We start from the raw sequence: 24,922 nt of genomic DNA on the forward strand, positions 1-24,922 counted from the left end.
GGTAATCAGGGAGGAAGCGTCGTCGTGAGCAGCAGGCCGTCCCGAGGCACTGCTCGCCTCGCAGCCATACTCGATGCCCTGCCCGACGGGCTGTTGCTCGTCAACTGCAACGGCACGGTCGTCAACGCGAACAGCGTGGCCCTGGAGATGTTCGAGACTCCGGGCACCGCGCTGGTCGGGCGCGGGCTTCTCGACCTGCTGCCGGAGTTCGACTCCCGGCTGATCCCCGGGTCGATGCGCCGGCCCGAATCCGCAGCCAACACGCACGGCCGCACGAAGCCGACCCGGATGTCCGCCCGCCGGACCGACGGCACCGAATATCCGGCTGAGGTCAGCAGCGCCGGGCTGGAGGACGGCCACGCCGCGTACAAGGACTCCCCGAGCGGTTACGGCGGCGGCTACACCGGCGACGAGCTCCTGATGATCGTCGTACGGGACCTGTCGGGCACCGTCGACACCGAGGCCGAACTGGCCCGGTCGCAGCGGCAGACGGAGATGATCCTGCGGGCCGCCGCCGAGGGCGTCGTCGGCACGGACACCGACGGCCGGGTCGTCCTCGTCAACCCCGCCGCCGCGCAGATCCTGGGCTTCCGCGCCAGCGACCTGGGCGGCCGGGAACTGCACACGCTGGTCCTGCACTCGCGGGCGGACGAATCGCCGTTCCCGTACGAGGAGTCGCCGCTCGCCGACACCCTCAGGTCCGGACGCAAGCACCGGGTGCGGGGACAGGTCCTGTGGTCCAAGAGCGGGGCGCGGGTTCCGGTCGACCTGACCACCGCACCGGTCCGGGACGGGGACCAGCTCGTCGGCGCGGTCATGACGTTCACCGACCGCAGGCCCCACGAAGAGCTTGAGGAACAGCACAAGGCCGAGATCGACGGGCTGACCACGAAGCACGACTCCGAGGTCACCGGTCTGACGGAACGGCACGAGGCGGAACTGGCCGACCGGGCCGAGCGGTACACGACCGAACTGGAGCAGCAGGCCGAACGGCTGGCGGCGCTGACCGCCCGGCACACCCAGCTCACCGCCGTGCTCGGCGAGTCGCTGCGCGGCCCGCTGGAGGAACTGCGCGGCGAACTCTCCACGCTCGCCGCCGACCCGGCCGGCCAGCTGTGGCCGGAGGCGAACCAGATCCTGCACCACCTGGCCGCCGGCTACGCCCGGATGACCACGCTCGTCGACAACGTGCTCGGCTACCAGCGCCTGGACTCCGGCGCGGAGGAGCTGTCCAAGACGAACGTGCTGCTCGACTCGGTCGTGGCGGCCGGTGTCGACGCCGCCGTCGAACTGATCGGTCCGGGACGCGCCCAGTTCGCGGTGCACGCCCCGCCGATCGAGGCGGAGGTGGACGCGGGACGGCTGGTGACCGCGCTCGCCCACCTGGTCGCGGACGTCGCCGGGGTCGACTCGACCGGCAAGGCCCGTCTGGTGCCGGGGAGCGGCTATGTCGACTCGACGGTCGTCGTCGCGGCGGCGCAGCGCGGTGAGGTCGTACGGATCGAGGTGCGCGGACCGTTCGCCGGTGGCGACCCGGTGCACGAGCCGATCGTGCGCGGGATCGTGCAGGCGCACGGCGGCGTGCTGCAGACGCACGAGGTTCCGGGCATGAGCGGCAGCGCCTACGTGCTCGAAGTGCCGTTGGGCGCGGGCTCGGGAACGGTGGCGACCGCGACGACGGCGGAGCCGATGCCCGCACCCGCACCCGCACCCGTACCGACGCCGGACGCGGGACAGGAGTCCGGGACGGATTCCGCCCCGGCGCCGGGGCCGGGGCCGGAAACCGGTCCGGATGTGCCGGGCAGTGGGCGGCGGCGGGCCCGCCGGCCGTCCACGGACGCGTTCCTGGAGAGCCCTGTGGGCGCCGCGGGTGCGGTAGCGGATTCCGGCTCCGGTATCGGTTCCGGGACCGGTGACACGTCCGGCGGCAACGCGGTGGCCGAGCCGACCGGGCGGCGGCGGGCACGCCACGCTCCGGAGGGCGAGGGTGCCCCGGAGACCGCGGGCGGTCAGGGGCAGCACGACAGGATTCCCGCTCAGCAGGGCGAGGGATCGGGGCGCAGGCGGGGGCGGCCGAGTCCGGCCGAATCCGGTCTGCACCCGCTCCCGGCACAACTGCCGTCACTGCCCCAGCAGGCACCGGGACAGCAGGCACCGGGACAGCAAGCACCGGAGCGGCAGGGTCCGGGCCAGGCGTTGGCGCTGCCCGCGGCATCGGCGCCCTCGGAGGGGGCGGTGGTGACCGCGGCCGAGGGCGCGCAGGGAGGCGCCGACCGTCCGCAGCGCGGGCGGACCGTGCCGCCGCAGGGTGTTCCGGCCGGAACGCCCGTTCCCGTTCCGGCGAGTGGTGCGCACCTGCCCGGTCAGTCGGGCCCCGGTGGCAAGAACCCGTCGGCCCTGGCCCTGCCCGCCGCTCCTTCCGCTCCCTCCGCTCCCTCCGCTCCTTCCGTTCCTTCCGCCGATGGTTCCGTCGACGGTGGGCTGCCACGGACCGGTGACGGCGCCGCCCCGGTGCCGCAGCCGACCGGGCGACGGGCCCGGCGGACCCTGGCGGCCGCGCAGGAGCGGTCCGCCCAGGCCGAGCCCGCCGGTCCCCGCACGCCGTTCGCCCTGCCGCCCGCGGATGCGGACCGGAACGCCGCCTCGCCCGCCGAAGCGGACGCCTCGCTCCCCGGACGTCACGACGCCGCACATGTCGCGCCGGGAGACGGCCACACTCCGCCCCGGGCGCACCCCGTACCGACCGGACGGCGTCGGGCACGTCACGGCGACACCGCCCAGCAGCCCGAGCAGGCCGCCGGCCCCGAGGACGCGGCCACGGGCCACGGCCCGGAGCAGCAGACCGCGCGGCAGGGCGGACAGCCGGAGTACGACGCCCCGGGGCACGGCACCGCTGTGCCGCCCGCCCCGGACGAACGGGCTGTCGGCACGCCCGGCAACCAGCCCGGCACCCGCCCCGGCGACGATCCGGGCCACCCCGTGGTCGGCCGGACCACCCATGCCACGGGCTCCACGCCGGTGTCGGCTGCCGCCGAGGCCCCCGCGTCGTCGGACGGCCACGGGCACGACCTCATGTCCGGTCCGGACGGGCGGCGGCAGCCGCTGCCCGCGGAGGCGCCGACGGCCGGTGCTTCGTCCGACTCGACGCAGGGACGCGCGTTCAGCGTGCGGACACTCGGCCAGGGCGTGCCGTTCGCCCAGCACATCGCGCAGCAGCCGAACCAGGCGCCCGGCGGTGCCGGGCGGCGACGCAAGCTCGCCGCCCCGCCGGAGGAGGAGCGCGCCCCGCAGCCCGCGCCCCCTCAGTCCGGAGCGGCACCGGTGCCGGTCCAGGCGGCGGCCCAGGGCGGTCACGCGCCCCACGGTGCCCACGGGCAGTTGCTCCAGGCCCCGGAGGCCGAGGGGCGCGCGTACGCGATAGGGGCGCCCGACGAGGGTGCCGAGGGACCGGAGCCGCTGGACGGGCCGGGCGGCGCCGTCGAGGTGTCCAACCGTCCGTCGCCACAGCCGGTCGACGACGAGCTGCCCCCGGAGCCGTTGGACAACCCGCGTCGGCTGCTCGTCTGGCCGGCGCCCGACGTCTCCACCCAGCAGGCGCTGAGCGACCGCGGCTACCGGCCGGTGATCGTGCACTCGCGCGAGGAGGTGGACGCCCAGATCGCGGCGTTCCCCGCCGCGCTGTTCGTCGACCCGCTCACCGGGCCGATCACCCGCAAGGCGCTCCAGTCGCTGCGACAGGCGGCGGTGGCGGCCGAGGTCCCGGTGCTGGTGACGGCCGGCCTGGGCCAGGCGACCCGGGAGGCCGCGTACGGCGCCGACCCGGCCGTGCTTCTCAAGGCCCTCGCCCCACGCGACAGCGAGCAGCATCCGTCGCGAGTACTGCTGATCGAGGAGCACGAGGAGATCGCCCTGGCGTTGACGGAGACGCTGGAACGCCGCGGAATGCAGGTGGCGCGGGCCGCCACGGACAACGAGGCGGTGACCCTCGCCGGGCGGATGCGGCCCAATCTGGTGGTGATGGACCTGATGCAGGTGCGCCGCCGCCGGGCCGGGATCGTCGACTGGCTGCGCGCCAACGGCCAGTTGAACCGGACTCCGCTGGTCGTCTACACCTCCGCCGACATGACAGGTTCGGACCTGCCGAAGCTCAGCACGGGCGAGACCGTCCTCTTCCTGGCCGAACGTTCCACGAGCGACGAGGTGCAGTCACGGATCGTCGACCTGCTCGCGAAGATCGGCACCAACTGATCCGTACGTACGGGCAGAGACGTTCGCACCAACTGATCCGTGCGTACCGGCAGATCCGTGCGTACCGGCTGGTCCCGCGCGCCGATCCGGAACGGCGTGAGCCGGATCCGAGTGGGCGCGCGCCCGGCCGGATCGAATCAGGTCCGCCCGGACCGGGTCGAGTCGAGTCGGACCGGACCGCGTCGGACCAGGGCGGGTCGGACCGTCGTCGATCGGACTGGGGCAATCGGCCGCGACGCACGACGCGCGGGCGGCACGCATCGCCGCGTCCCGCCCGCGTCATGACTGTCCCAACCTCGGTACCCGGCATCGGGCACCGAGGCACTGAGGCACTGAGGCACCGAGGCACCGAGGCACCGAGATATCACCACAGCGCCTGACCGCCGCACCGCACCGCCGCACAGCCGTACCGCACCGCCGCACCTCATCGCCGTGCCGCGCCCTCGTACCCGACCGGTCGGCAGGTCAGAGGCGGGTGATGTCCAGCTCGCCCTCCGCGTACCGCTTGCGGATCACCTTCTTGTCGAACTTGCCGACGCTCGTCTTCGGCACCGCCTCGATGACGGTCCAGCGCTCGGGCAACTGCCACTTGGCGATGCCGGACTCGGTGAGGAAGTCCCGGAGCGCCGTGTAGTCGGCGGTGGCGCCGTCCTTGAGCACGACCGTCGCGAGCGGGCGCTCGCCCCACCTGTCGTCCGGGACGGCGACGACCGCCGCCTCGGACACGTCCGGGTGCGCCATGAGCACGTTTTCCAGCGACACGCTCGAAATCCACTCGCCCCCGGACTTGATGACGTCCTTCGCCCGGTCGGTCAGGGTGAGGAAACCGTCCTCGCTGATCACCCCGACGTCACCGGTCTTCAGCCAGCCGTCCTCGCTGAACTTGTCCTCGGGGCGCAGAGCCTCGCCGTCCGCGCCCCCGTAGTACGCGGCGGCGATCCAGGGACCGCGCACCTCCAGCTCACCGGCCGAGGCGTTGTCCCACGGCAGGTGCTCGCCGCCGGGGCCGACCAGCCGTGCCTCGACACCGGCCGGGAAGCGGCCCTGGGTGACGCGGTAGGGCCACTCCTGCTCCTCGGTCAGGCCGGCGGGCGGGAAGGCCATGGTGCCGAGCGGCGAGGTCTCCGTCATGCCCCAGGCGTGGCAGAGGCGCACGCCGAGCTTGTCGTACGCCTCCATGAGGGACGGGGGACAAGCGGCGCCGCCGATGGTGACGCGGGCCATGGAGGTGAGATCGCGCGGGTTGGCCAGGACTTCGGCGAGCAGCCCCTGCCAGATGGTGGGAACGGCGGCGGCATGGGTCGGCCGCTCCCGCTCGATCATGTCGGCGAGCGGTGCGGGCTGCAGAAACCGGTCCGGCATGAGCATGTTGACGCCGGACATGAACGTCGAGTGCGGCAGCCCCCACGCGTTCACATGGAACTGGGGGACCACCACCAGCGTGGTGTCCCTGTCCGTCAGGCCCATCGACTCGGCCATGTTGACCTGCATGGAATGCAGGTAGATGGAGCGGTGGGAGTAGACGACGCCCTTGGGTTCGCCGGTGGTGCCGGAGGTGTAGCACATGGCCGCAGCCTGGCGTTCGTCGAGTGCGGGCCAGTCGTAGGTGGTCGGGCGGCCCGCGATCAGTTCCTCGTACTCGTGCACCCGGGGCCGCACGCCGTCGAGGAGCGAGCGGTCACCGGGACCGGTGACGATCACGTGCTCGATCGTCGCCATGCGGGGGAGAACCGGCGCGAGCAGCGGCAGCAGGGAACCGTTGACGATGACGACCTTGTCGTCGGCGTGCTCGGTGATCCAGATCAGCTGCTCGGCGGGGAGCCGGAGGTTGAGCGTGTGGAGGACCGCGCCCATCGACGGGATCGCGAGATACGCCTCGACGTGCTCGGCGTTGTTCCACATCAGGGTACTTATCCGCTGGTCGCCGTCGATGCCGAGTTCGTCGCGCAGGGCGTTCGCCAGCTGGGTGGCCCGTCGGCCGATCTCGGCGAAACTGCGCCGCTGCGGCTCGGGCTCGCCGGTCCAGGTCGTGACCTGAGACTTCCCGTGAATGGTCATCCCGTGTTCGAGGATGCGGGTGACAGTCAGCGGTACGTCCTGCATGGTGCTCAGCACGGCGTCCTCCCGGTGGGCGCTACGCGGCAGTAGGGTTCCGCTGATTCTGCGCGCATACCGGGCGGTATGTCACTAGTTTCGGACCACGAATTTCCAGGTCATCCGGGGAGCAGTCCGGATCGAGTGCTCGGTTCGGCTTCCGGGCCGGGTTTCCCGGCCGGGTTTCCGGACGGGCCCCGGTTCGGGTCTCCGGGCAGATCCCGGTTCGGGTCTCCGGACGGGCCCCGGTTCAGGTCTCCGGACGGGCACCGGTTCGGGTCTCCGGACGGGCCCCGGTTCAGGTCTCCGGACGGGCACCGGTTCGGGTCTCCGGACAGACCCCGAGCTGAGGCTGACGCCGGGCCGGACTCCGCTGTCACCTGACCGGGGTCAGTTCGGGGTCTTCCCTGAGCTTGCCGAGCGCCCGCGACACCGCGCTCTTCACCGTACCGACGGACACCCCGAGCACCTCGGCAGTCTGGGCCTCGCTCAGGTCCTCGTAGTACCTCAGGACGACCATGGCCCGCTGCCGGTCCGGCAGCTTCAGCACGGCGCGCCACATCGCGTCGTGCAACGTCTGGTGCTCGGCCGGATCGGGGGCGCCGAGCGCCTCCTGCTCCGGCAGTTCGTCGCAGGCGAACTCGTCGACCTTGCGCTTGCGCCACTGCGAGGTCCGGGTGTTGAGCAGCGCCCGGCGGACATAGCCGTCCAGCGCCCGGTGGTCCTCGATCCGCTCCCAGGCGACATACGTCTTGGTGAGCGCGGTCTGCAGCAGATCCTCGGCATCGCACGGGTTCGCCGTGAGCGAGCGGGCCGCACGCAACAGTACGGGTCCGCGGGCCCGTACGAACGAGGAGAACGACGGGTACGGCGCGTACTGCGGCCGCGAGGCGTGCGAAGCCTGCGCGGTGTACGAAGCCTGCGCGGTGTACGAAGCCTGCGCGATGTGCGCGGCACGCGGCGCGGGTACGGTGCGCGGCGTGTGCACGGCGGGTGAGCCGTGCGGGACATGTTCGGTGCCGGCGGCTCCCCCGGTGATGCCTGTGCAGACTGGCGTGGTCATGTCTCCACGCTAGAAGCGGGCGTCGCTCCGGGGATCGGCCCCAGGTCCCGAAACGGCGTCCGCCTCAGGGTGTAGGGGTGGGGCCCGTCCCACCTCCTGAAGGTGGAGCCGTCGGCGGGGCCGCTCAGGGTTGCCACGGGCATGGTGGCGGGTCGCGACGACCGGCCGGGAACGGGCGGGCGCACGCCGGGGCCCGCCGGGCGCGGGCGGTCTGCCGCGTTCACCCGCCGGCGCCCAGGATCAGACCCGAGGTGGGTACGCCGGTACCTGCCGTGACCAGGGCGGTGGCCGCGCCGGGAACCTGGTTCACCGACGCGCCCCGGATCTGCCGGACCGCCTCGGCGATGCCGTTCATCCCGTGCAGATACGCCTCCCCGAGCTGACCCCCGTGCGTGTTCAGGGGCAGCGCGTCGGCGGCGACGAAGTCGGCGGCCTCCCCAGGGGCGCAGAAGCCGAACTCCTCCAGCTGCATCAGCACGAACGGTGTGAAGTGGTCGTAAAGGATGCCCACATCGATGTCGGCCGGGGAGAGCCCGGAGCTCCGCCAGAGCTGTCGGGCGACCACCGCCGTCTCCGGCAGGCCGGTCAGACCGTCCCGGTAGAAGCTGGTCATCTGCTCCTGCGCCCGGCCCGCCCCTTGGGCCGCCGCGACGATGGGGACGGGCGGCCTCCTCAGGTCGCGGGCCCGCTCGGTGCTGGTGACGACGATCGCCTGTCCGCCGTCGGTCTCCTGGCAGCAGTCGAGCAGCCGCAGGGGTTCGACGATCCACCGCGACGCGGCGTGGTCGGCCAGGGTGATCGGCTTTCCGTAGAAGTACGCGGCCGGATTCCGGGCGGCGTGCCGCCGGTCGGTGACCGCGACATGTCCGAAGGCGTCCGGGGTCAGCCCGTAGGTGTGCAGATAGCGCTGGGCGGCCATGGCGACCCAGGAGGCCGGGGTGAGCAGCCCGAAGGGAAGGTTCCAGCCGAGTGCGGTGCCCTCCGCGGTGGGCTCGCGCTGCTGCACCCCGGAGCCGAATCTGCGCCCGGAGCGCTCGTTGAACGCCCGGTAGCAGACCACCACGTCGGCCACCCCGCTCGCCACGGCCATCGCCGCCTGCTGCACGGTGGCGCAGGCCGCCCCGCCCCCGTAGTGCACGCGGGAGAAGAACGACAGCTCGCCGATCCCGGCGGCCTGAGCGACGGTGATCTCCGGGCTGGTGTCCATGGTGAACGTGACCATGCCGTCCACGTCGGCGGGGGTCAGCCCGGCGTCGTCGAGGGCGGCCCGTACGGCCTCGACCGCCAGCTTGAGCTCACTGCGCCCGGAGTCCTTGGAGAACTCGGTCGCCCCGACGCCCACGACCGCCGCCCTGCCACCGAGCGAGTCGGCCCTGCGCAGACTCATGCCGTCCCCTTCCGAGAACCATCGGCACCGCCGGCACCGGCACCGGCACCGCCGGCATCCCTGGTATCCCTGGCATCGCCGTCGGCGGTGATGACGGTGGCGACGACGGTGCCGGTGACATGTCTGCCGAGGCCGTTGGTCCCGACGACCGACACCTCTGTCGTCCCGTCGTCACCGAGTGCGGTGACAGTGCCGGTGAGCACCATGGTGTCGCCGGGATAGTTGGGTGCGCCCAGCCTGATGGCAACCCTGCGGAGCACGGCCGACGGACCGAGGCGGTCGGTGACGTACCGGCCGACCAGGCCGTTGGTCGTCAGGATGTTCATGAAAATGTCCGGGGAGCCCTTCTCCCGGGCGAGTTCCGCGTCGTGGTGCACGTCCTGGTAGTCGCGGGAGGCGATGGCACCCGCCACGATCAGGGTGCGAGTCACCTCGATCTCCAGCGGTTCCAGTTCCTCGCCGAGTGCCATTCCGATGCCGACCTGCGCACCGGCATCACCCTCCGCCCCGGTGCCGATCTTCACTCCGGTCCCTCCTCGTCCAGCAGTCGACCGAGTTCCTGAAGCACTTCGCTGCCACTGCCCAGATGGGCGTCGAGCTGCCGGCCCCAGAGGAAGTGCCGGTGCACCGGGTGGTCGAGGTCCGCGCCCGTCCCCCCGTGCAGGTGCTGCCCGGCGTGCACCACCCGCTTCCCCGCCTCCGCCGCCCACCACGCGGCGGTGAGCGCCTGGGGCGCGTACGGCAGCCCCATGTCGTGGCGCCACGCAGCCTCGTACGCGGTGACCCGGATCGCTTCGGTGTCCATATGGGCGTCGGCGGCACGCATCAGCACCGCCTGTTTGGTGGAGAGCGGACGCCCGAACTGCTCGCGGGTGTTCGTGTGGGCGACCGCCCGGGCCAGCGAACCGGCGCACACTCCGGCCTGCAGCCCGGCGAACGCGATCCGGCCCACGGCCAGGACCGCCTCGTACGCCCCCGCGCCGCCGATCCGCTCCCCGGCCGCCCGGTCCAGGACGAGCCGCGCCGCCGACCACGGCGCCGTGGTCTCCACCGGCTCCGACGCCACCCCCGCCGCCTCCGTCGGCACGATCCACAGCCGACGGTCCGCATCCGCGACCAGGACCAGTGACGCGTCGCGCAGCCACGGCACGTACGGCACCCGACCGCTCAGCCGCCCCCCGCCGTCCGTGTGCACCCTGCCGCGCGCCGGGAAGGCCCCGGTGGCGACATCCGTGCCGTCCCGCAGCCCGGGCAACAGCCGTTCCCGCTGCTCGTCCGTGCCGTGGGCGGCGACCGCGAGCAGCCCGTACACGCCGTTCACCGCGAACGGCACCTGGGCCGTGGTCCGGCCCTGCTCCTCCAGCAGCAGCACCAGCCCCAGCAACCCGATCTCCTCGACGGCCGCCGTCAGTCCCGCCGCGCACAACTCCTTCCACAGCGCGGTGTCGATCCCCGTGCCGGCCGCGACCAGGCGCTCGTGCGTCGACAGGTCCCGGAAGATCCGCGCCGCCAGCCCCTGCGCCGCCGACTGTTCCTCGGTGGGGACGAAGTCCATGTCAGCCCTCACCCCCTCGGAAGACCGGCAGAACCAACTCCGGGTCGGCACGCAGGAATTCCAGCAGCACCGGCATCCCCGTCCGTACCTTGTCGTACGGCACACCGATCACGTTGCTGACCATCCGTACCCCCTCCGCCAGCTCGATCAGCCCCACCGCGTACGGCCCGCCGTCCCCATCCGCGGCGAAGGCGGGAAAAGGCGGGTGGTGCATCACCACATGGCTGAAGACAGTGCCCTCGCCACTCGCCTCGAACGTGTCCCACTCCTGGCTGCCGCACGCGTTGCAGCCCGGCAACCAGGGGAAGCGCGCCTTCCGGCACTCGCCGCACCGCTGAATCAGCAGCTTGTGTTCGGCGACCCCCTGCCAGAAGCCCGCGTTGTCCCGATTGATCACCGGGCGCGGTCGCGGTCGCCCCTCGCCACCCCCCGACGACCGCTTCCGCGCATCGGCCGCTCCGGGCTCCTCCGCAGTTCGCCTCCTCGCCGCCGGCGCGTACTTGAGGATCCGGAAGCGGTGCGTCCCGGCGCGTTCGCCCCGCACGTGCACGTCCATGCGCGTCGTGACGAAGTAGCCCGTCCCCAGTTTGGTCGTCTTCCGTCGCGAGACCGACTCGATCAGCGCGTCGAAGGTGATCAGGTCGCCGGGCCGGAGCGGACGCAGGTACTCCTGCTCGCAGTCGGTCGCGACCACGGAGGTGTACCCCGCCCCGTCGAGCAGGCCGAACAACTCCTCGTACGCCGGGGAGCGGTCGGTGTGCCCCGACAGCCCGCCCATCGTCCATGCCTGGAGCATCGTCGGCGGAGCGACCGCCTCCGGTCCGGTGTAGGCGGGGTGGGTGTCCCCCATCGCCTCGCACCAGTGCCTGATCATCGGCTCGTTGACCGGGTCCTTGCCGACGCCCGCGGTCGCCGCCGCCCGCCCCTCGTACGCCTTGAGGCGCGCGTACAACGGGTCCTGCCCCGACGACGTCGGCCGCCCCTCCGCCTCTTCCTCTTCCGGCGTGCCCGTCACCGCTTGCCCCTCCTCATGCCGAGCCGCATGGTCGCGACGAGTTCCCGCTGCACCTCGCTCACCCCGCCCCCGAAGGTGTTGATCTGCGCCGCCCGGTTCATCCGCTCCAGCTCCCCGTCCCCGAAGCACCCCTGCGAACCGCCCCGCACCGTGCCCGCGTCCCCCACGACCTCCTGGCAGATCCGGTACACCTCGACGGCGCTCTCGGTCCCGGCGAACTTCACGCCGCTCGCGTCACCGGGAGCCAACGAGCCGGCACCGACGTCCCCCACCAGCCGCCAGTTGAGCAGCCGCGTCGCCGCCAGCCGCGCGTACGCCTCGGCCAGCCGGGCCCGTACCCACGGCTCGTCGGCCGGACGGAGCCCGGTCGCCGGATCGGGCGTGCGGGCGAAGGCGAGAGCCGACGCGTAGAAGTCCTCGGCCTGCATCCCGATCGCGGCGAGTGCCACCCGTTCGTGGTTGAGCTGGTTGGTGATCAGACCCCAGCCACCGTTCTCCTCGCCGACCAGGTGGCCGGCCGGTACCCGCACCCCGTCGTAGTAGGTGGCCGTGGTGGTCAGCCCGCCCACGGTCTCGATCGGCGTCCAGGAAAATCCCGCGGTCTCCGTAGGAACCAGAATGATCGAAATGCCCTGATGCCTGGGCGCCCGGGGGTCGGTGCGACAGGCGAGCCAGATCCAGTCCGCGTTCTGCGCGTTGCTGGTGAAGATCTTCTGCCCGTCGATCACCCAGGAATCACCGTCCCGTACGGCCCTGGTGCGCAGCGCCGCCAGATCCGTACCCGCCTCCGGCTCGCTGTATCCGATGGCGAAGACGAGGTCGCCGCCGAGAATCCTGGGCAGGAAATAGGCCTTCTGCTCCGCCGTTCCGTACTTCATCAAGGTCGGGCCGACCGTGTTGAGGGTGACCATCGATACGGGCGCTCCCGCCCGGTACGCCTCGTCGAAGAAGACGAACTGCTCGTCGGCGCCGCGGCCCCGGCCGCCGTACTCGACGGGCCAGCCCAGCCCGAGCATCCCGTCCGCGCCGATCCGGCGAAGCAGCCGACGCTGTTCGGCCGGGTCCTCGGCACCGGGCCGCGCCCCTTCTCTCCTGGGCATCAACGTGCGGAAGTAGGTGCGGAGTTCGGCGCGCAGCTCTCGCTGTCGCTCCGTCTGGGCGAGGTGCACGGCGGCGGCCTCCCGGGCGCGGGCATACGAATCAAGGTCTCGGACTCATTATCTGACTGTCCGTCAGATTCATGGTGACTGTCAAGGAGACCGACCTCACCCCCTGGCGCCCCTCAGCCATCGCACCGGGGCGCCGACACACCGAGAGAGTTCATTCCTTCGCGTCGCACCGCACCGCGTCGCACCGCACCGTCGGCATGGCTCACGCCAGAGCCGGAGCCGGGGGATGGGGGATGGGGGCCGGTGGATAGAAGCCGGGGCCGGGAGCCGGGACCGACTGTGCGCACGGCAGTGGCCCGCGGTCGGAGCCCGTGACCTTCAGGACGCCGCAGACGCACCGGCCACGCCGGACAGACATCCCGCGCCCGTCATGCCCGTCATCACGCACCTGTCACACCTGTCACACCTGGCGCATCTGTCACACACGACACACACAACACACCCGGCACACCCGGCACACCCGGCACACCCGGCACACCCGGCACACTCGGCACTCCGAGAAGGCGGAGCCGACCGGATTCGAACCGGCGTCCTCGCGATTTTGGAGACCGCGCGCGACGACCTCTGCGCTACGGCTCCGCCCCTCACACCGTAGGTCCAGGGACCCTCGCCGCAAAGGCGTTCCGGGCCGCACTCCATCTGCGGAACCGAAGCCGGGAGCGGAATGAATCGATACTGCGCCGAAGGCCCGGGCACGCCGCACGTCCACCACCACCGACACCACAGGCACCACCGACACCACAGGCACCACAGGGACCACCGGCACCACCGGCACCACCGGCACCACCGGCACCACCGGCACCGACGAAGCGACGCTGTCCGAGGTGCGCGCCGGACCGGCGACGGCGCCGCTGCTGTCCGAAGGATGTGATGGCCGTGATGGCCGGCCGGGTGCCCCGCCAGGCGCCGGTAGAAACTCGGCGGCGGAACAGGCCATTCGAGTCGTCACGCCGGGACGTGCCCTCGCCTCAGCATGTTTGTGCGGTTCTCACACCTATGTTGCGATCACGAGACTCGCACAGACAAGACTCGTGGGCGTACGGGGCAGCCGGAGGCACCGGTCAGTACGGGGTGCCGGGAGGCAGGGGGCGCAGGTTTCCGCGCCGCTGAACGTGACGGCTGGTCAGGTCCTCACTGTCGACGTCGGGGGTGCGGGCCACGGCGGGGACGACCCCGATGAGCCCACCCGAGGCGGCTACGGCGGTGGAGGAATGGGCGGCGCCTACCGGGTGAACGGCGAGATCCGCGGGATCACCGCAGGAGGCGGTGGCGGCCGGACCGTCATCAGCACAGGCTCGACCCCGCTGATCGTGGCGGGCGGAGGCGGCGGCGGGGGTGCGTCGTTCTTCTCCTCGAACATGGGCGGCGGGGACGGTGGAGAAACCGGAGAGCCGGGCATCGGTCTGGCCGGGGACGACGAGGGCAAGCCGGGGCGCCCTGGCGGGGAAGGCGGCCAGGGCGGCATCAACGTTCCGACCACGGAACCGAACGGGCAGAACGGGTCCCCGGCCATCGGACCGGTCGGTGGGCGCGGCGGCGACAGCATCCGCGACCCGCACGGCGGCGCAGGTGGTGGAGGCGGCGGCGGAGCCACCGGGGGCGGCGGAGGCGCCGCGTCTCCCACCGCCTACAACAGCGGGGCCGGTGGGGGCGGAGGATCCAGCACGGGGCCCGGAGGTGCCGCCTTCGTCACCGGTGCACGCCAGGGCAACGGCGAAGCCACCTTCCGGTGGGAACCCTGCGCTCCCGCCAACGGCGAACTCACCGTCAGGAAGACCGATGTGAAGAACGGGAGGCCGCTGCCCGGTGCGGTCTTCCAGCTGTGGCGGGAGACCAACAACATCGACGGGCTCCAGACAACGAGCAGCAATCCCGATACCCCGGTCGGCAGCGCCTGCGCCACCGACGAGCAGGGCCTGTGCACGTTCGGCGGTCTGGAACCTGGCGCCTTCCACCTGCAGGAGATCGCCGTCCCCGAGGGCTACCTGCTGCCCGGGAACCCCGTCACCGGTCCCTACGAACTGACCGAGCAGAACCCCGTCCTCTCCACCACCGTCAGCAACACCCGTGGTGAACCCTGCAAGGGCACGCACTGCAAGTGACCGAGCATCCGCCGGTTCGACGGTGTCGAAGGTGAGAACGGCACTGCCCGATCGGGCGGGAATCCAAAGGGGGACACGGTGGCTGTCGGGCAGCGGACACCAGAACGGCCCCTGACCGTCACGCCTGGTCAGGGGCCGTTCGTCTGGTGCGGTGGGTGTGGGATTTGAACCCACGGTGACTCGCGCCACGACGGTTTTCAAGACCGTTCCCTTAGGCCGCTCGGGCAACCCACCCCGCGTCGCCGACCCCATCGGGGCGGTGGCCGACGCGAGGACAGCCTAGCCGGTCAGCTGTCGCCCTTGCGCTCCCCCAGGGTGACTTCGGCCGTGGCCGTCTTGCCGTCGCGCTGGTAGGTCAGGGTCACGCGGTCGCCGGGCTTGTGCGTCCAGATCTCGCCGATCAGGGTCGGACCGCTGTCGATCACGGTGTCGTCGAACTTCGTGATGACATCGCCCGCCCGGAGACCCGCCTTGTCCGCGGGGCCGTCCTTCGCCACGGCCTCCGTATCGCCCGTGCCCCGGTCGGAGATGGCGGCGCCGCCGGACCTCTCGTCCATCGTGACCGTGGCACCGATCACCGGGTACACCGGCTGGCCGGTCTTGATCAGTTGCTGCGCGACGTTGGTCGCCTGGTTGATCGGGATGGCGAAGCCGAGGCCGATGGAACCGGCCTGCGCCTGGCCCATGCCGCTGCCGGTCGACTGGATGGCCGAGTTGATGCCGATGACCGCTCCGCGCGCGTCGAGCAGCGGGCCGCCGGAGTTGCCCGGGTTGATCGACGCGTCGGTCTGCAGGGCGCTCATGTACGAGTTGCTGCCGCTGGAGCCGTCGCCGGAGGCGACCGGACGGTTCTTGGCGCTGATGATGCCCGTGGTCACCGTGTTGGACAGGCCGAACGGGGCACCGATCGCGATCGTCGAATCGCCGACCGCCACCCGGTCCGAGTTGCCGAGGGAGAGCGGGGCGAGCCCCGACGGCGGGTTCTTCAGCTTCAGCACCGCGACGTCGTAGCCCTGCGCCCGGCCGACCACCTCGGCGTCGTACTTCTTGCCGTTGGAGAACGTGGCGGTGAGGCGACCGCTGTCCGCGGCGGAGGCCACCACATGGTTGTTGGTGAGGATGTGGCCCTGCTTGTCGTAGACGAAGCCGGTACCCGTACCACCGTCACCGTCACCGGTCTGTGCGTCGATGGTGACCACACTGGGCAGCGCCCGGGCAGCCACACCCGCGACCGTGCCGGGATCGCGCTTGAAGCCCTGCGGATCGGAGGACGCGGAGATCGTGGTCGAGCCGTTGGACGAGTTGTTCCGGTCGGCCGCCCAGTAGCCGAGGGCGCCGCCGATACCGCCTGCGATCAGTGCCGCGGCGGCCACCGCGGCCACCAGCCCGCCCATGCCCCGCTTCCGCGGACCCTGCGGGGAATGGAGCTGGTCCGGGGCGCCCCAGACCGGGCCGCCGCCACCCGCGCCGTGGTGTGCGTACGCGGGGACGGGGGGAGGCGGCGGGGGCCAGTTCGCCTCGGCGGCCGACTGGAAACCGGGGGGTGCCGAGGCCGGGACGGGCCCCATGGGGGCGGTCGCGGTCGTCTCGTCCGCCGGGGGGAAGGCCGGCCCTTCCGCCGGAGGCTGTTGCGCGGCCGACCCCTCGGGCGTCTGCGGATGCGCCGGGGCGGGGGCGGACGTGGGCGGTCCCTTCGGAGCATCGGCCGGCACTGGAGGTACGGACGGAACGGACGGAACGGCCTCGCCCGCGGTGCCCTCGTTGCCCTCGTTCTCTGTGCTCACAGCTTTTTACTCCTCGATTCCACATCATGTTCGGCAAGAGATCCGCTGTGTACGTGTCCTGGGACAGCTTTTCCCACAGCACGTCAGGCCACTGTAAGCAGGACCTGTGCGTTCGCACAGCAATCTTTACATCCGGCGAAACGGACTCCCGGCCCCGGGCATGCGCGACGGCGACGCGTGGCACCGCTCCTCCCCCGCACCCCGCCCGGATGTCATCGCGCGTACCTTTGGGCGCCGTCGCGCGCACCCCCGGGCGCAGAGGCGTGCACAGCATCCGCTCCTCGGTGACACGATGGCGCGGTGACCCACGCACGGCAGGACTCCACGCACCATTCCATCCAGGTCATCGCCCACCGAGGCGCGTCCGACGACGTCCCCGAGCACACTCTGGCCGCCTATCGGAAGGCGATCGAGGACGGCGCCGACGCCCTGGAGTGCGATGTGCGACTCACCGCGGACGGACATCTCGTCTGCGTGCACGACCGCCGCGTGAATCGCACCTCCAACGGCCGCGGCGCCGTCTCCGCCCTGGAACTGTCCGCACTCGCCGCGCTCGACTTCGGCTCCTGGAAGGACCGCGAGGAATCGGAGTCCCCCGACTGGGATCCGGTACCGGGGGAACTCACCTCGGTCCTCACGCTGGAGCGACTGCTCGAACTGGTCACCGAGACCCGGGCCACCGGGCGCCCGCTCCAGCTGGCCGTCGAGACCAAACATCCCACCCGCTGGGCGGGCCAGGTCGAGGAACGGCTGCTGCACCTGCTGAAGCGCTTCGCACTCGACGCCCCGCCCGCCGACGGCCCGTCACCGGTACGGATCATGAGCTTCTCCGCTCGCTCCCTGCACCGCGTCCGGGCCGCGGCCCCCACCCTGCCCACCGTCTATCTGATGCAGTTCGTCTCGCCGCGCCTGCGGGACGGACGGCTACCGGCCGGAGCACGGATCGCCGGCCCCGGGATGCGGATCGTCCGAAGCCACCCCGGCTACGTCGAACGTCTGCACCGCGCGGGCCACCGGGTGCACGTCTGGACCGTCAACGAACCCGAGGACGTGGAACTCTGCGTCAACCTCGGCGTTGACGCAATCATCACGAACCGCCCCAAACAGGTTCTCGCGCAGCTGGGACGCCTCTGATTCTCGTCACGAGGGGTACACCGGCGCATTCGAACCGTATTCGATCGTCACGAGTGCGTCACCGGCAGACGACCAGGCGGTTTCCGGCCCCGCCCAGGGGGGCATCCACTCCGTGGCGTGGGGCAAAGGAGGTCTCGGGGGTGGCGTTGGTGGTGGCACAGGAAGTGCCCACGTCGTCGAGCATGGCCGTACCCCATGGCCCTGCGGGCGTGGGTCAGGCGCGGCACCGGATGCGTGAGCAGTTGCGCAGTCGCGGCATGCCGGATTCGGTCGTCGACGATGCTGTATTGATCCTTTCCGAACTGCTCAGCAACGCCTGCCGGCACGGCAGGCCGCTGGGGCGGCACACAGATGTGGGGGACGGCGACATCCGCGCCGCGTGGCGCGTGGACGGTACGGGCGGGCTGACCGTCGAGGTGACCGACGGAGGAGGGCCGACCCGACCGGTTCCGGCCACACCGTCGGTGACCGCACGCGGCGGCCGCGGACTCAACATCATCAGCGCGCTCGCCGAGGACTGGGGCGTACGCGACGGCTCCGCCGGCGAGGTCACCGTCTGGGTACTCGTCCACGAGGGACATCGGCGAACGGGCGGCTCGACGGGCGCGTCCGGGGCCCCGGGCGTGCCGAGTCTGCCGGGTGCCTCACGCGTGACGGGCGTGCCGGGCCCTGCGGGCCGGGCGGGCCGGGCGGGGCTGGGCCGACTGGGGCTCGCGGAGGCCCTCGACGACGTGGGCTGAGGTCCGGCGCCGGACGCGCCCCGCAACGCGATCCGCGGCACGAGGCGAGATCCGGTCCGGGATGCCGGCGGAGATCCGGTCCGGAGCCCGGTCCGCGACACGGGCGGCACTCGATCCAGGCCGCGGGGGAAGTCTGTCGGGGCACGGGCGAACCCCGACCGGGGTTCCGGTCCACGACCCCGGTCGGGACACGGACCAGGACGCGGGTCGGGGTGGTGCGATCCGACACGGGTGGCGTCGCGCCGCTCGCGGTGCGCGGGCACAGGTGTTCCGGACTCCGCACCGGCCGCTAGGCTCGCGGGCCAGACCGCACTGTCGCAATCGGGAGAAAGCCCACCATGGCCAAGAAGCGCCCTCAGACCAAGGCCGGGAAGCAACAACTCGCCGGAAAGCAGCAACGCGAGGACGGCGAGATCCCGGTGGTCGGGGCTCGCGAGCCCTGCCCGTGCGGTTCGGGCCGCCGCTACAAGGCGTGCCATGGCCGTGCCGCCGTCCAGGCCGTGACCGAACTGGTTCCCCGCCCCTTCGAGGGCCTGGCCGGTGAGTGCGACTGGGTCGCCCTGCGCGAACTGGTGCCGGCCGCCACGGTAGAGCTGACGCTCAAGGACGGACTCCCCGAGGGAGTGCCCTCCGTGACGCTCGCGACCGTCCTGCCGATGGCGTGGCCGGCCCTCCGCCGGGACGACGGCTCGGTGCTGCTCGGCCTGCAGAACGACACGCCGTCCGGTGACCTCAGCCGCGATCTCGCGGACACACTGCGGCAGGCCCTGGAGGCCGAGCCCGGTTCACCGGTGACCGCCCGACGGGCACCGGCCGACGGGCCGAGGCTGCAGGACGTGCTCGCCCCCGAGGCGACGTTCGAGCCCGTTGTGCACTCCGGTTTCGAGTTCTGGGTTCCGGACTCGGAGAACGCCGCGCCCGAGGTGTCCGCGTCCCTGGAACGTGCGAACGAGGCGGCGATCCCCACGGTGCGGCTCTCCGGCGTGGACGCCGCCTACTGGTGCGAGACCCCGGAGAAGAACCACCTGCGCTGGGTCATGCCGCACCCCGAGGAGCAGCTCCTCGACGCGCTCGCCCGACTGCACGCCGCCGGTACCTCGTCGCTGGGCGAGGGAACGAGGCTGGTCGGCTCCTTCCGGGCACACGGACTGATGGTTCCGGTCTGGGACCTGCCGAGCGCCATGGGGGCGGCCGAGTGCGAAAAGCCCGCAGTGGAGTTCGCGGAACGGCTGACCGCGGCGCTGGCCTCGGACGCGCCGCTCACCGCCGAGGAACGACGGGCCCGGGGCGGGCTCACCAACCGCCAAGTGACGCTCAGCTGACAGTGACGATCACGAGACCGATTGCGTGATGCGCGTCACAACTTGCCGTACTGACAGGTAAATCACTGTCCGAATACGCGAGATCGAATTTGCGAACGGCAGATCTCTTGTTACCGTTCTAGAAGCCCGGTCGCTGGTGCATCCCCCGTCGCCAGCGATCGGGCATCCTCATTTCCCGGTGCGGCGCACGAGCCCGCGCACTCACACCACCGGCGCGGCGCCATCCGCCCGCCCCTCCGAGTCGCCGCACCCGCCCTTCGCGACCGTCCCCGGCCCTCGTCCCGCGCCACGCCGCCAACCGGGCACGACACACTCCGGCTTGACGCCCTGTTCCGCCGCACGGGCCGCCTCCGCGCCGGCCCCCGCGAGCAGCAGGGGCCACCGAGGCGGCCGTGCCCGCGGCGGAGAGGACCGCGCACCTCGCTGCGCAGCCCCCTCCTTATTGCTCGAATAAATCTTCGAATAATTCCACGGATGCGATTCAAAAGAGCCATCAGAAAGCCGCCCGTCGACGGAACTTTGCAGCGGCAGACTTTGCATGTGCCCATACAAGGTCGACCCGAGAGGAAATTTCGGGAGAAGGCGGTGACGTACATCGGGACCCGTGGACCGTCTCCGGCACGCACGAATCCCGATACCGATCAGCCGACGGTCACCGGTCCCTCGATTCACCGTGTTCATTCGCTCGCTCGACCTGCTGAGCGCGCTGAACTCACTCGACCTGCTGAGCGCGCTGAACCCGCTCGACTTGCTCGATCCGCTGAGCGCGCCGAACCTTCTGGGCTCACTCGGCTCGCTGAACTCGCCCGGCTCACCGAGCTCGCTCGACTTGCTCGGCTCCGCGTGACCGGTCCGGCTCAACCGGTCCGACTCAACCGATCCGGCTCAACCGATCCGGTTGGACCGCCGGGGATCAGTACGCGAGCCGGCTGTCGCCGTCGGACGCGCCGTTGCTCGCCTCGACCAGCGCGTCGAGCACCGTCCCCATGTCCGGCAGCCACGGAGCCGTGTCGCAGGCGGCACGGTTTCGGTCGTGGCTGCCGCTCGCATCGCGCCGGGAGTTCGACGGCGCGGGCGCCCGTTCCCAGCGCACCTGCCCCGTCCCCGCCTCGGACGGCGGAAGAACGAGGTACCCGCCCTCGTTGTGGAAGCGCAGCGAGCTGGGCACCCGGTCCTGGGCGTGCAGCAGCTCACCGAGCCGTTCGAGGGTGTAGGGCGCGACCAGCAGCGACCACCGGGTCGGCGTCGCCACCACCGGGCCGATCCGTACGCCCATCCGGTCCAACTCCGCCAGCGCCCGCGCGGCGGCCACCGCGGGCAGGCTCAGCGCACAGGGGGCGTGCCCTCCGGTGGCCAGCAGGATCGGAGCCGTCGGCCGGTTGGTCCACCACCAGCGCACCATGCGCTCATCGGTGGTCGCCGCGAGAAGACCGGGATCGAAGGGGTGCGCGCCGGGTACGGCGCATTCGGGATCGGGGCAGGCGCACCCGCGGCCACGGCCTCCGCGGCCGCCGGCCGCCTCCAGCCCCACACCGGGGAGTACCGGCCACTGCCATGCCGTGGCACAGATCAGGACCGCGTCGAGCGGAGCGGGCCTTGCCCTGCGCCGGAGCCTGCGTCGCCTTCCGAGGATCTCGCGCATGAGCGCTCGTTCCTTTCCGTTGAACGCCGAGGGTCCACATCACACCACGCGCTTGTCACACCGCGCGTGCGTCACTTCACCATGCGTACACGCTCTTTCGCCCCGCCGCACGGGCGGGTCGTCGTACCGAGCGTGCGCCGAACCAGTTCGAACAGAGGGGTGAGACGGGTCGGAACACAAACGTGGCGAGGAGAAGCGCACGTGTCGCGCATACCGCCCCGAGGTGCAGTGCAACCCCGCCGCTCGGGGGTGGGGGGCGTGGCCGTCACATGAGAGGACGTCCGGACCCGCTGCCAGGTTCCCGGGGCGATCAGAACTGCCCGCGGCCATCGTCGTTCACGTACCCAGCATGCCCGAAATGACGCTCCCTATGGGACTTCACCCCGAGAACACCCCCTGTCGAGCACACCCAGTCGACCGCAAATGGCGACCGCAAGGTGCATTTTTCAGCCAACTTAACAGACGTCCGGACACCGCAAATCCTGCGGGGACGATGCTGGACATCGCCTTACTTGTACGTGTACATGTGGATGCTACGTGTACATGTGGATGCACTGATAGCGGCGCAGAATGACATGGGGGTTTGCGATGCTATTCCCAGAGGCGCACCGGCGGGAAAGCCGACTGCCATGAGCGCCCCGCACCTGCCGAAAGTGGCTGGAATCGATCCCACGATTCCTGTTTCAGCGCAGACTGCCGGTTCTCTGTCCGCGGTACCGGCCGCCCCCGGAACATTCATCCAGGACCGGCTGGCCGGCTGGGTCTCCGATCTCACCACGCTGCACGAACTCACCGAGCGGCTGGCCAGGACCAGCACGCTCGACGACGCCCTGCACGAATTGCTCGATGCCGGGGCCGCGCTCGTCGGTGCCCGCCGCGGCCTCGTCGCCTTCGAACCGTCCGACCGCCGCGGCCCCGTCAGCACCATCGGCCTCGGGCTCGCGCACGCCGAACTCGGGCACATGGCCACGGTGCCGCGCAGCGCCACCTCCTACGGCCGGATCCTGGAGGGCCTCCCGGACGCCGAGAAGGAGCAGACCACCCCCGATCTGCTCGGCGACACCGCCCTGGACCCCCGGCGCCGCGAGGTCGCCGCCCGGCTCGGATACGCCGCCAGCTACGCCGTGCCGATCACCGCCGGGGCGACCGGCAGGCTCGGCGCCGCCGTCTGGCTGTACGACGAACCGGCCGAACCCCGGGAGCGCCAACGCCATCTCGTCGGCCTCTACACCGGATACGCGGGCGAGCACCTGGCCAGACTGCTGGAACTGGAGCGGGCCAGGGCCGATGTCGCCACCGTCGCGGAGGAGCTGCTGCCGACCCGGCTGCCCAGGGTTCCCGGCGTACAGCTGGCGGCACGTCACCGCGCGGCGCCGCAGGGGGGCGGCGACTGGTACGACGCGCTGGCCCTGCCGGAGGGGGCTCTCGGTCTCGCCGTGGGGTCGGTGGACGGCTCCGGGCCCAGTGCGCTGGCCGCCATGGGCCGGCTGCGCGCCGGTCTGCGGGCGTACGCCGTGATGGAGGGCGAGGACCCGGTCGCCGTGCTCTCCGACCTCGAACTGCTGCTGCGGCTCACCGAACCCGCCCGTTCCGCGACCGCCCTCTTCGCCTACTGCGAACCGTCCCGCCACAAGATCCTGCTGGCCGGTGCGGGCCACACGCCTCCGCTCGTGATCGGCGACCGGCGCACCGAGTTCGTCGAGACCACGGTCTCCGCCCCGCTGGGCATGCTCGCCTGTTGGGAGGCGCCCAGTGTGGAGATCACCCCGGCCCCCGGCGAGACCGTGCTCTTCTACACCGACGGGCTGCTGCGCCGCACCGGCGACTCGACGGACCGGGCGTTCGCACGGCTCCACTCGGCGGCGGCGCGCGTGCCGAAGGCGCTGCGCGACACCCCCGAGGCCGTCGCCGACCACGTGCTGAGGACCATGCTGCCGGACGGACTCGATCTGGACGCCGGAACGGAGGACGTCGTCGTCCTCGCCGCACGGTTCGCCTTCGCCTGAACGCGCGGCGGGTGCCCCACCGCACCGGAAGGTGTCCTCGGCGCCGCGCCGAAATCGGCCCGGAGGGGCGCCGCCGCGGCCACGACCGTGTAACAGGTCTTCCGGCCCTGTGCCCCCTTCCGTACACCCGTACGATGGACGGGGTCCAGTGTCGTATCAAGGAGAGACAAGCCGTGGCTGAGGAGCTCACCCCGGAGACCCCGGAGACCGAAGCGGAAGAGACGATCAAGCTGCGGAAGAACGGCCTGTACCCGGGCGTCTCCGATGAACTCGCCGCGAACATGAAGTCCGGTTGGGCCGACACCGAGCTGCACGGCCTCGAACCGATCGCCCAGGCCGGGCACACCGCCGCCCGGCGCGCCGCGCTCTCCGCGCGTTTCCCCGGCGAGCGCCTGGTCGTCCCCGCGGGCAACCTGAAGACCCGCTCCAACGACACCGAGTACGCCTTCCGCGCCTCCACCGAGTACGCCTACCTCACCGGTGACCAGACCCAGGACGGCGTCCTCGTCCTGGAGCCGACCGCGGACGGGCACGAGGCGACCATCCATCTGCTGCCGCGCTCCGACCGCGAGAACGGAGAGTTCTGGCTCGACGGCCAGGGCGAGCTGTGGGTCGGCCGCCGCAACTCCCTCGCCGAGGCCGAGCAGCTGCTGGGCATCCCGGCGAAGGACGTCCGCGAGCTCCCGGCCGCGCTCACCGAGGCCACCGGACCGGTCCGCAACGTCCGCGGTCACGACGCCGGCATCGAGGCCGCGCTGACCGACAAGGTCACCGCGGAGCGCGACGAGGAGCTGCGCACCTTCCTCTCCGAGGCCCGGCTGGTCAAGGACGAGTTCGAGATCGCCGAGCTGCAGAAGGCCTGTGACGCCACCGCGCGCGGCTTCGAGGACGTCGTGAAGGTCCTCGACAAGGCCGAGGCGACGAGCGAGCGCTACATCGAGGGCACCTTCTTCCTGCGCGCCCGCGTCGAGGGCAACGACATCGGCTACGGCTCGATCTGCGCGGCCGGGGCACACGCCACCACCCTGCACTGGGTGCGCAACGACGGCCCGGTGCGCTCCGGCGACCTGCTGCTGCTCGACGCCGGTGTGGAGACCAACGACCTCTACACCGCCGACGTGACACGCACGCTTCCGGTCAACGGCACGTTCACGCCGCTCCAGCGGAAGATCTACGACGCGGTGTACGAGGCCCAGGAAGCGGGCATCGCGGCGGTCAGGCCCGGTGCCGACTACCGCGACTTCCACGACGCGGCGCAGCGGGTGCTCACCGAGAAGCTCGTCGAGTGGGGTCTGCTCGGCGACCTGTCCGTGGACAAGGTCCTGGAGCTGGGCCTCCAGCGCCGCTGGACGCTGCACGGCACCGGTCACATGCTCGGCCTGGACGTCCACGACTGCGCGGCGGCACGCACCGAGACGTACGTGAACGGAACGCTGGAGCCCGGCGTCTGCCTCACGGTCGAGCCCGGCCTGTACTTCCAGGCCGACGACCTGACCGTGCCCGAGGAGTACCGGGGCATCGGCGTCCGGATCGAGGACGACATCCTCGTCACCGAGGACGGCAACCGGAACCTCTCGGACAAGCTGCCCCGCCAGGCCGACGAGGTCGAGGCGTGGATGGCGCGTCTCAAGGGCTGACCGTCACCGACCGGCCCTCGCGGA

At 71.6% G+C, this 24,922-nt stretch carries 17 protein-coding genes and 2 tRNA genes; 8 read left to right on the forward strand and 11 right to left on the reverse strand.

Annotation, left to right across the window (positions count from 1 at the left end):
• Positions 1-24: 24 nt before the first annotated feature.
• Positions 25-4,248, forward strand: a complete 4,224-nt coding sequence (locus tag ACF1CT_RS04810; protein WP_391782318.1) for a PAS domain-containing protein — start codon at positions 25-27, stop codon at positions 4,246-4,248.
• Positions 4,249-4,713: 465 nt separating this feature from the next.
• Here the strand turns inward: ACF1CT_RS04810 and ACF1CT_RS04815 are convergent, their stop codons facing one another.
• The 8 genes from ACF1CT_RS04815 to ACF1CT_RS04850 all read right to left on the reverse strand — a co-directional run bounded on the left by ACF1CT_RS04815 (position 4,714) and on the right by ACF1CT_RS04850 (position 13,110).
• Positions 4,714-6,363 (reverse strand): long-chain fatty acid--CoA ligase, encoded by a 1,650-nt coding sequence (locus tag ACF1CT_RS04815; RefSeq protein WP_391782319.1) that lies wholly within the window; start codon positions 6,361-6,363, stop codon positions 4,714-4,716.
• 355 nt (positions 6,364-6,718) lie between these two features.
• Positions 6,719-7,405, reverse strand: coding sequence for a SigE family RNA polymerase sigma factor (locus tag ACF1CT_RS04820; RefSeq protein WP_391782320.1), 687 nt, complete (start codon positions 7,403-7,405; stop codon positions 6,719-6,721).
• 220 nt (positions 7,406-7,625) lie between these two features.
• A complete protein-coding gene (locus ACF1CT_RS04825; RefSeq protein WP_391782321.1) occupies positions 7,626-8,792 on the reverse strand; it encodes a lipid-transfer protein in 1,167 nt (388 codons plus the stop codon).
• A complete protein-coding gene (locus ACF1CT_RS04830) occupies positions 8,789-9,262 on the reverse strand; it encodes a MaoC family dehydratase (protein ID WP_391782636.1) in 474 nt (157 codons plus the stop codon). The genes ACF1CT_RS04825 and ACF1CT_RS04830 overlap by 4 nt, the downstream gene beginning before the upstream one ends.
• A gap of 50 nt (positions 9,263-9,312) precedes the next feature.
• Positions 9,313-10,347 (reverse strand): acyl-CoA dehydrogenase family protein, encoded by a 1,035-nt coding sequence (locus ACF1CT_RS04835; RefSeq protein WP_391782322.1) that lies wholly within the window; start codon positions 10,345-10,347, stop codon positions 9,313-9,315.
• A 1-nt stretch (position 10,348) separates the two neighbouring features.
• Positions 10,349-11,362, reverse strand: coding sequence for a bifunctional MaoC family dehydratase N-terminal/OB-fold nucleic acid binding domain-containing protein (locus ACF1CT_RS04840; RefSeq protein WP_391782323.1), 1,014 nt, complete (start codon positions 11,360-11,362; stop codon positions 10,349-10,351).
• The gene (locus ACF1CT_RS04845) at positions 11,359-12,531 is read right to left on the reverse strand and encodes an acyl-CoA dehydrogenase family protein (RefSeq protein WP_391782324.1); all 1,173 of its coding nucleotides are present in this window, start codon (positions 12,529-12,531) and stop codon (positions 11,359-11,361) included. The genes ACF1CT_RS04840 and ACF1CT_RS04845 overlap by 4 nt, the downstream gene beginning before the upstream one ends.
• 504 nt (positions 12,532-13,035) lie before the next feature.
• Positions 13,036-13,110, reverse strand: a tRNA-Trp gene (locus tag ACF1CT_RS04850).
• Positions 13,111-13,643: 533 nt separating this feature from the next.
• Between ACF1CT_RS04850 and ACF1CT_RS04855 the strand changes: the two genes are divergently transcribed.
• Positions 13,644-14,633, forward strand: coding sequence for a prealbumin-like fold domain-containing protein (locus tag ACF1CT_RS04855; protein WP_391782325.1), 990 nt, complete (start codon positions 13,644-13,646; stop codon positions 14,631-14,633).
• A 149-nt stretch (positions 14,634-14,782) separates the two neighbouring features.
• On the opposite strand, the gene ACF1CT_RS04860 is transcribed toward ACF1CT_RS04855, so the two are convergent.
• Both ACF1CT_RS04860 and ACF1CT_RS04865 read right to left on the reverse strand, forming a co-directional pair.
• Positions 14,783-14,867: transfer RNA gene (locus ACF1CT_RS04860), tRNA-Ser, on the reverse strand.
• Positions 14,868-14,920: 53 nt separating this feature from the next.
• The gene (locus tag ACF1CT_RS04865) at positions 14,921-16,417 is read right to left on the reverse strand and encodes a trypsin-like peptidase domain-containing protein (protein ID WP_391782326.1); all 1,497 of its coding nucleotides are present in this window, start codon (positions 16,415-16,417) and stop codon (positions 14,921-14,923) included.
• A 300-nt stretch (positions 16,418-16,717) separates the two neighbouring features.
• On the opposite strand from ACF1CT_RS04865, the gene ACF1CT_RS04870 reads away from it, so the two are divergent.
• From ACF1CT_RS04870 to ACF1CT_RS04885, 4 genes are all read left to right on the forward strand, one after another.
• Complete coding sequence (locus ACF1CT_RS04870) at positions 16,718-17,551, forward strand: glycerophosphodiester phosphodiesterase (RefSeq protein ID WP_391782327.1); 834 nt, start codon at positions 16,718-16,720, stop codon at positions 17,549-17,551.
• Positions 17,552-17,604: 53 nt separating this feature from the next.
• A complete protein-coding gene (locus ACF1CT_RS04875) occupies positions 17,605-18,291 on the forward strand; it encodes an ATP-binding protein (protein ID WP_391782328.1) in 687 nt (228 codons plus the stop codon).
• 338 nt (positions 18,292-18,629) lie between these two features.
• Positions 18,630-19,613, forward strand: coding sequence for a DUF5926 family protein (locus ACF1CT_RS04880; RefSeq protein WP_391782329.1), 984 nt, complete (start codon positions 18,630-18,632; stop codon positions 19,611-19,613).
• A gap of 673 nt (positions 19,614-20,286) precedes the next feature.
• The gene (locus ACF1CT_RS04885) at positions 20,287-20,460 is read left to right on the forward strand and encodes a hypothetical protein (protein WP_391782330.1); all 174 of its coding nucleotides are present in this window, start codon (positions 20,287-20,289) and stop codon (positions 20,458-20,460) included.
• Between the two features lie 66 nt (positions 20,461-20,526).
• On the opposite strand, the gene ACF1CT_RS04890 is transcribed toward ACF1CT_RS04885, so the two are convergent.
• Positions 20,527-21,255: a bifunctional DNA primase/polymerase gene (locus ACF1CT_RS04890; RefSeq protein WP_391782331.1), complete on the reverse strand. Its 729-nt coding sequence runs from the start codon at positions 21,253-21,255 to the stop codon at positions 20,527-20,529.
• Positions 21,256-21,884: 629 nt separating this feature from the next.
• Here ACF1CT_RS04890 and ACF1CT_RS04895 point away from each other — a divergent pair.
• Positions 21,885-23,261 carry a PP2C family protein-serine/threonine phosphatase gene (locus ACF1CT_RS04895; protein ID WP_391782332.1) on the forward strand — a complete coding sequence of 459 codons (1,377 nt, stop codon included), beginning with the start codon at positions 21,885-21,887 and terminating at the stop codon, positions 23,259-23,261.
• 173 nt (positions 23,262-23,434) lie between these two features.
• A complete protein-coding gene (locus tag ACF1CT_RS04900; protein WP_391782333.1) occupies positions 23,435-24,898 on the forward strand; it encodes an aminopeptidase P family protein in 1,464 nt (487 codons plus the stop codon).
• Positions 24,899-24,922 lie beyond the last annotated feature (24 nt).

The organism is Streptomyces sp. NPDC014734, assembly GCF_043083325.1.
Taxonomy (GTDB): Bacteria; Actinomycetota; Actinomycetes; order Streptomycetales; family Streptomycetaceae; genus Streptomyces.